This window comes from Micromonospora arida, assembly GCF_003857035.1.
Lineage (GTDB): Bacteria > Actinomycetota > Actinomycetes > Mycobacteriales > Micromonosporaceae > Micromonospora > Micromonospora arida.
Window position 1 is genome coordinate 1 of record NZ_QGSY01000060.1, and the last position, 6,834, is coordinate 6,834.

The following is a 6,834-nucleotide window of genomic DNA, read 5'->3' on the forward strand; positions in this document are numbered from 1 at the left end:
CTCCAAACGGGGCGGGCGCCTGCCGGGCGACCGCCCCGTTTGGAGCGTCCCGGTCAGGTCCAGCGGCGCTGCCAGGCTAGCCGGCGTCGAGTGAGTGCCGGTGGCCGTCGAGCGGGAAGGGCGGCCGGGCCGGCAGCACCTCCTGGAACGCGAAGCCGCACTTCTGCGCCACCCGGCAGGACGCGACGTTGTCCACCTGGTGCAGCAGGTCGAGACGCGCCACCTCGGGGAACCGGTCGAACGCCCAGCGGCTCAGCGCGGTGACCGCGCGCGGGGCGACGCCGCGGCCGCGTGCCCACGACGCCGTCCAGTAGCCGACCTCCGGGGCCGGGCGCTCCGGCGTGACCCCCTTGAGCACCACGTTGCCCACCAGCCGAGCGCCGTCGGCCTGCTCTTCGAGGACGGCGAAGGTGTACCGCCGCCCGTCGGCCCAGTCGCGCAGCACCCCTTCCAGCCACCGTCGCGCCTCGGCGGCGGTGGTCACCGGAGCTCTGGTCCAGCGGCGCAGGACCGGATCCCGGTACGCCTGCACCAGCTCATCCAGGTCGTCGGCGCACCAGGGACGCAGGGCGACACCCGGCGTCGAGGGCATGTCGGGTGACCGCGATTCGATCAGCATCGGCACAGTCTGCCGTGGCCGTGGCCCGGGGTCAGCCCCGACGGCGCCACCACCGCCACCAGTGACGGCGGGGCCGGCGCGCTGGTGGCAGTACGGCCGCCGTCTGGGTGACGGTCGTCGTGACCTTGGGCCGGGCCCGATCGGCGCGCCAACGGCGGACCACGTCCTCGGTGTTCACCGGGCGCACCGCGACCCGGGGGCCGTCGTCGGGAAAGCGCAGCCACGCCACGATCTGCGCGTTCAACTGCCCCACGAAGTCGCGGACGGACTGTTCGGTGGGCAGGTCACGGACCTCGTCGGGGACCTGCTCGATGCGTCGGCGCAGTTGCAGCGACGTGGGCAGGAGCAGGTCACTGGGGAGCGCCTCGCGCTCCAGGAAACTCTTGATCCACCACGCCTCGTCATACGGCGCCCCCCGACCGGGGATCGGCTTGCCCATGCCGGGCAGGTCGTCGAACTCGCCGCGCTGAACGGCATCCTGGATCTTCGCCTCCACTGACGCTTCCCACGCCTCGGTCACCGTGCGGCACCTCCCTGGCCACCGTAACGCGCCGCCTCCGGCCGGCGACACGCACTTGCCAGGGGTCAGCACGCTCGCAACGGTGGGCATTCCCGCCGACGGTGCCGCCGTTTGCACCGAACGCGAGTGGATCACCCCGGATCGCAGGCCACGGCCTGCCAGGTGGCCCTGGGTTGGGATGTTCATCCCGATTACGGTCGGTGTGGGATCCATCGGACGGGGGGAAGCGTCGTGGTGAGTACGGGTGCACTGCTGGGCATCGCGCTGGTGGCGTTGGGGCTGGTGCTCACGCCCGGCCCGAACATGGTCTACCTGGTGTCCCGCTCGGTGGCGCAGGGCCGCCGGGCCGGGCTGGTCTCACTGCTCGGGGTGGCCGCCGGTTTCGGCGTCTACCTGGCGGCGGCGGTCGCCGGCCTGGCCACCGTCTTCGTCCTGGTGCCGACGCTGTACGCGGTGGTGAAGCTGGCCGGCGCCGGCTACCTGCTCTGGCTGGCCTGGCGGACGCTGCGTCCGGGTGGGCACTCGCCGTTCAGGCCCGCGCCGCTGCCGCCGGACCCGCCGCGGCGGCTGTTCACCATGGGCCTCGTCACCAACCTGCTGAACCCGAAGATCGCGATCCTCTACGTGTCGTTGCTGCCGCAGTTCATCGACCCGACGCGGGGGCATCTGGCCACGCAGAGCCTGCTGCTCGGTCTGACCCAGATCGTCGTGGCGCTGAGCGTGAACGCGCTGATCGTGCTCAGCGCCGGCTCACTGGCCGGGTTCTTCGCCCGCAGACCGGTGTGGTTGCGGGTGCAGCGCTGGGTGACCGGCACCGCGCTCGCGGCGCTGGCCGTGCGCATCGCCGCCGACCGCTCGCGCGCCGCCGTCGCCACGCCCTGACCCGATCGGTCAGCGCCCCCGGTAGCGGCCGAGCATCCCGGCGGCCAGCGGCGCGGCGTCCAGGTCACCGGCGGCGAGGCGGGCGGCGAGGGTACGGCGTACCAGCCGGTCGGCCAGCGCGGGCGCGTGCCGGCCGACGGCCATCTCCAGCCGGCCGCGTGCGGTGGTCGCCACGTCCCGGGGCGCCCGCCGGGCGGTGGCGGTCCGCAGGATCGCCGCGACCACCCCTTCGACGGGCTCGGGGCGCGACACCCCTTGCAGGGACAGCCCGGCCTCGGCGGTGCTGTCGTGGATCGGCGAGGCGACCATGCTCGGGTAGACGACGCTGACCCCGACGTGGGTGCCCACCTCGTGGCGCAGCGCGTCGGCGTAGGCCACCAGGGCCCGTTTGCTCACCCCGTACGCGGCGGCGAGCGGGAGGGGCAGAACCGCCATCCGGCTGGCCACGAAGATCACCCGTCCGCGTGCGGTGAGCAGCGGGGGCAGCGCGGCGGCGGTGGTGCGCCAGGCGGCGAGCAGGTTGACCTCCAGTTGCCGGCGGACCACCTCGTCGGGAGGCAACTCGGCCGGCGCGGGACCACCGATCCCGGCGTTGTTGATCAGCAGATCGAGCCCGCCGAGCCGGTCGGCGGCGGCCCGCACCGCCGCCGGTACGGCGTCCGGGTCGGTCAGGTCACAGCCCAGCACCGGCACGTCGTCGTCGGGACGGGCGTGCAGGTCGAGCCCCACCACCCGGGCGCCGGCCGCGCTCAGCGCGGCGCCGAGGTGGCGGCCGAAGGTGCCGCTCGCCCCGGTGACCAGCACCCGCCGGCCGGCCAGGGATCGGCCGCTCATCGGGGTGCCCCCACCGGGGACGCCGTGCCGGAGCGGGCGCGGCGGGTCCCGGCGGTCAGCTCCCGGGCCAGCTCGGCCAGGTAGACGTCGAAGTCCACCCGCATCGCCGGGCGGCGCTGGCCCCAGCGGGCGGTCGCGGCCCGTAGTTCGGCCCGGCAAGCGGCGCGCTGCCGCTCCGGGTCCGGTAGCGCGTACCGGCCGGCGAGGTGCGCGGCGATCAGCTTGGCCTGCGCCTCGACCAGGGGGAACGCGGAGCCGGTGGACTGCATCAACCCGACGAAGCTCAGCCCGGGGGCGTCGGGGTGGAACACGTGCCGGTACAACGGCAGAGTGTCGACGCCCTCGCCGAGCAGCGCCGGATCGAGGAACGGGACCTCCACCCGGTAGCCGGTGCACCAGACGATCAGATCGACGCTGTCGCTGCGGCCGTCGGTGAACTCCACCCGGTCGCCGTCGAGGGCGGCGACGCCGGGTCGGGCCTCGACGTCACCGTGGGTCAGCCGCGACAGCAACCCGTCGGAGAGCGTCGGGTGGTCCTGCAGGAAGCCGTGCGTCGGTGCGGGCAGCCCGTAGCGGGCGGGGTTGCCGACGGTGGCGCTCAGCATCGTCTGGCTGATGCGTTGGCGCAGACGCCACGGCAGTCGGCGGGCCAACGCACCGTTGAGGGTGTCCGAGGGGCGCCCCAGCAGGTACTTCGGCACCACCCAGACGCCCCGGCGCAGCGACAGAAGAGTGCGGGTGGCGGCGTACGACGCGTCGACGGCGATGTCCATCGCGGAGTTGCCGCCGCCGACGACGAGGACCCGCCGGCCGGCCAACTGCTCCGGGCCACGGTAGTCGTGGCTGTGGATCTGCTCGGCGGTACAGGTGCCGGGGTAGCCGGGGCCGGGCAGCCGGGGCACCCGGTTGTGCCCGTTGGCGACGACCACGGCGTCGACGGTGACCTCGACCGGACCGGTCGGGCCACTGGCGGCCACCGTCCAGGTGCCGTCGGGATGCTGGGTGACCCGCTCCACGGTGTGGCCCAGCCGGATGGTGTCGGCCAGCCCGAAACGGTTGGCGTAGTCGGCGAGGTAACCGGCGACACGACGGTGGTCCGGGTAGTCGGGCCAGTCGGTCGGCATCGGGTGGTCGGCGAACTGGGTGCGACCACGGCTGGTGTTGAGGTGCAGCGTGCGGTACGCGGGCGAGTCGGGTGCCCCGTACACCCAGAGGCCGCCGACCTGCTCGGCGGCCTCGAAGCCGACCGTCGGCACGTCGACGTCGTGTAGTGCCTTGACCGCGGCGAGCCCGGCGGCGCCCGCCCCGATCACCGCCACCCGAGGTGGTACGTCCATTGCCGCCCCCATTTAATCCAACGTCTGATGGATAATCGTCGTGCGGCGGCGGCCCGTCAAGGGGTCGGTGATCCGTAGAGCCCGTCGAGCAGGCGGTGCACGAACGCCCGGAACTCGCGCCGTTCCCGAGCGCCGGGCGCGCCCGCGGCCAGCGCCACCACGTGCCCGTGCGTCGCCCACACCAGACTGCGCACGGTGATGTGCGGGGTCGGTTCGGCGAGGGCGCCGGTCGCCGCGGCGGCGGTGAGCAGCTCCGCGACCAGCCGGTACAACGGGTCGGCGTAGCGCTGGTCGAGCTCGGCGTGCCGCTGCGGTTCCAACCAGCGGCGCAGCCACAGCGCGGTGGTCTCGGGGCGGTCCTCCAGAAAGTCGACGAAGACGTCGACCAGCTCGTGCAGGGCTCGTCGCGCCGCGTCCGGACCGGCGTCGAGGGCGGCGCTGGCCTGCTCGGCGGCCTTGGTGAGGACATCCCGCTCGGCGGCGAACACCCGGGCGAAGCACGCGTCGTAGAGCGCTGCCTTCGTACCCGTGTGGTGCGCGACCGTGGCGACGTCGACCCCGGCGGCGGCGGCGACCTCCCGCAGCCCGACGGCGTCGAAGCCCCGTTCGGCGAAGAGCGCGGTCGCCGCGGTGAGCACCACCTCGCGGGTCGGCCGGGTCTCGTCTCGGCGGGGCCGACCCGGGCGGCGGCGGGGCATGGTCATGACCGTCATTCTGCCCCTAGAATCCAGCAACCGTTGGATTGCGGAGAGGATGCGGCGATGACCGGGCTGGACCGGCGGCCTGCGGCCGCCACCGAAACGACACTGCCACGCGGCCCGCTGGCGGGCTTCGCCGCCGGCTCGCTCGGCATGGGCGTCTGGGTGACCGTGCCCGGCCTGCTGCTGCTCTACTTCCTCACCGACGTGCTGGCCGTCGCGCCGTGGCTGGCCGGCCTCACCCTGCTGCTGCCGAAGATCGCCGACGTGCTGCTGCACCCCTGGGTGGGGCACCGCGCCGACGTCGAGCAGACCCGACGCGGCGACCGGCGTCGACTGCTGCTGCTCGGCTGCGCCCTGCCGGTGGCGTTCGCCGCGCTCTTCGCGGTGCCCGGCGGCCTGACCGGCACGCCGGCGGCCGCGTGGGTGGCGGTGTTCTTCATCGCCGGCAACCTGCTCTTCGCCGCCTACCAGGTCCCCTACCTGGCCACCCCGGCCGACCTGCGCATCGGTTATGACGAACGCACCCGGCTGATGGCGTTCCGGATGGTGGTGCTGACCCTGGGCATCCTGGTCTCCGGGCTGCTGGCCCCGCTGCTCACCGGCGGCGACGCCGCGACGCGGGGCGGCTACCAGCGGATGGGCGTGGTCCTGGCCGTGGGGATGCTGGTGGCCATGCTGGTCGGTGTCGCCGGCATCGCCCGGCTGCGCGGGTCCGCGCCGGCCAGCACCGCGTCCGGGCACGGCGGGTGGCGGGCGTTGCGCACGGCGCTGCGCGACAGGCAGTTCCGGTGGCTGGTCGCCGCGTACCTGGCGATGTCCACCACCACCCACCTGGTGCTCGCCGCAGTGCCCTACTACGCCGAGTACGAGCTGCGCGCCCCCGGCCTGACCACGGTGCTGGTGGCCGCGTTCGTGGCGCCGGCGCTGCTGGTCACCCCGGCCTGGCTGGTGGTGGCCCGACGCGTCGGCAAGCAGCGGGCGCTGCTCGGCGCGCAGGGCGCGTTCGCGATCGGCTCCCTGGTGCTGGCGGTGGGCCGACCGGCCGGCCTGCCGGTGCTCATCGCCGCGGTGGCGGTGCTCGGGATCGCGTTCGCCGGCATGCAACTGCTGCCGTTCTCGATGCTGCCCGACGTGATCCGCGCCGCCAGCAACGCCGGCAGCACCGGGGCCGGCACCTACACCGGGGTGTGGACGGCCACCGAGGCCACCGGCGCGGCCCTGGGCCCGTACGCATACGCGCTGTGCCTGACCGTGGGTGGTTTCGTGGCCTCGACGGCCGGTGAGTCGCCGGTGCAGCCGGACGCCGCGCTCGCGGCGGTCCGCTACGGCTTCGGGTTGCTGCCGGCGGTGGCGATGCTCGCGGCGCTGCTGCTGCAACGCCGCTACACCCTGGACGCGACGGCCCGGGCGGCGAGCTGATCGGCCGGCACTAGACTTCGCCCTCGATGGACGCCCAGCCCAGCACCACCGAGACCCGCCCGTGCGCCCACTGTGGAGCGCCGGTGCCGCAGCGTGTCGGCGCGGGTCGACCGTTTCGCTACTGCCGCGACAACGACGGCGCCTGCCAGCGCGCCTCCCGCAACAGCCGGATGCGGCACCGCAACGCCCCCGGTCTGCCCGGGCAGGTGGCCCGCACCTGGGAGGCGGTGGACCGGCTCGACCAGATCGTCGAGACGTTGACCGAGTCGCTGCACGCCGAGTTGTCCCCGGTGGGTGTGCAGCGGCAGCTCGCGCAGGTCCGCGCGGAGGCCGCCACCGAGGTCGCGGCGGCGCAGACCGAACGTGACGAGGCCCGCGACGACGCCGAGACCGCGGCAGCCGACGCGGCGCGCGCCCGCGAGCAGGCCCGCGAGGCTCGCGCCGAGGCCGACGACGCACGCCAGCGCGCCGAGCTGGCGCAGCGGCAGGCGACCGCCGCCGACGAACAGCCTCGGCGTATCG

7 protein-coding genes and 1 pseudogene are annotated in these 6,834 nt (G+C 74.4%); 3 read left to right on the plus strand and 5 right to left on the minus strand.

Annotation, left to right across the window (positions count from 1 at the left end; genetic code table 11):
* Positions 1–76: 76 nt before the first annotated feature.
* Positions 77–619 carry a GNAT family N-acetyltransferase gene (locus DLJ58_RS01015; protein WP_124853428.1) on the minus strand — a complete coding sequence of 181 codons (543 nt, stop codon included), beginning with the start codon at positions 617–619 and terminating at the stop codon, positions 77–79.
* A 31-nt stretch (positions 620–650) separates the two neighbouring features.
* A complete protein-coding gene (locus DLJ58_RS01020) occupies positions 651–1,139 on the minus strand; it encodes a DnaJ family domain-containing protein (protein WP_124853429.1) in 489 nt (162 codons plus the stop codon).
* 231 nt (positions 1,140–1,370) lie between these two features.
* Here DLJ58_RS01020 and DLJ58_RS01025 point away from each other — a divergent pair, with 231 nt between their 5' ends.
* On the plus strand, positions 1,371–2,021 hold the full coding sequence (locus DLJ58_RS01025; RefSeq protein ID WP_091398236.1) for a LysE family translocator: 651 nt from the start codon (positions 1,371–1,373) through the stop codon (positions 2,019–2,021).
* Positions 2,022–2,030: 9 nt separating this feature from the next.
* On the opposite strand, the gene DLJ58_RS01030 is transcribed toward DLJ58_RS01025, so the two are convergent.
* From DLJ58_RS01030 to DLJ58_RS01040, 3 genes are read right to left on the minus strand one after another with little or no spacing between them, the layout of a single operon-like run.
* Entirely contained in the window at positions 2,031–2,855 is an 825-nt protein-coding gene (locus DLJ58_RS01030) for an SDR family NAD(P)-dependent oxidoreductase (RefSeq protein ID WP_124853430.1), read from the minus strand.
* Positions 2,852–4,192, minus strand: coding sequence for a flavin-containing monooxygenase (locus DLJ58_RS01035; RefSeq protein ID WP_124853431.1), 1,341 nt, complete (start codon positions 4,190–4,192; stop codon positions 2,852–2,854). The genes DLJ58_RS01030 and DLJ58_RS01035 overlap by 4 nt, the downstream gene beginning before the upstream one ends.
* Before the next feature lie 56 nt (positions 4,193–4,248).
* Positions 4,249–4,896, minus strand: a complete 648-nt coding sequence (locus tag DLJ58_RS01040) for a TetR/AcrR family transcriptional regulator (RefSeq protein WP_425271286.1) — start codon at positions 4,894–4,896, stop codon at positions 4,249–4,251.
* A 57-nt stretch (positions 4,897–4,953) separates the two neighbouring features.
* Here DLJ58_RS01040 and DLJ58_RS01045 point away from each other — a divergent pair, with 57 nt between their 5' ends.
* Entirely contained in the window at positions 4,954–6,312 is a 1,359-nt protein-coding gene (locus DLJ58_RS01045; RefSeq protein WP_124853432.1) for an MFS transporter, read from the plus strand.
* A 26-nt stretch (positions 6,313–6,338) separates the two neighbouring features.
* A pseudogene (locus DLJ58_RS01050) lies at positions 6,339–6,834 on the plus strand (hypothetical protein); the annotation flags it as partial.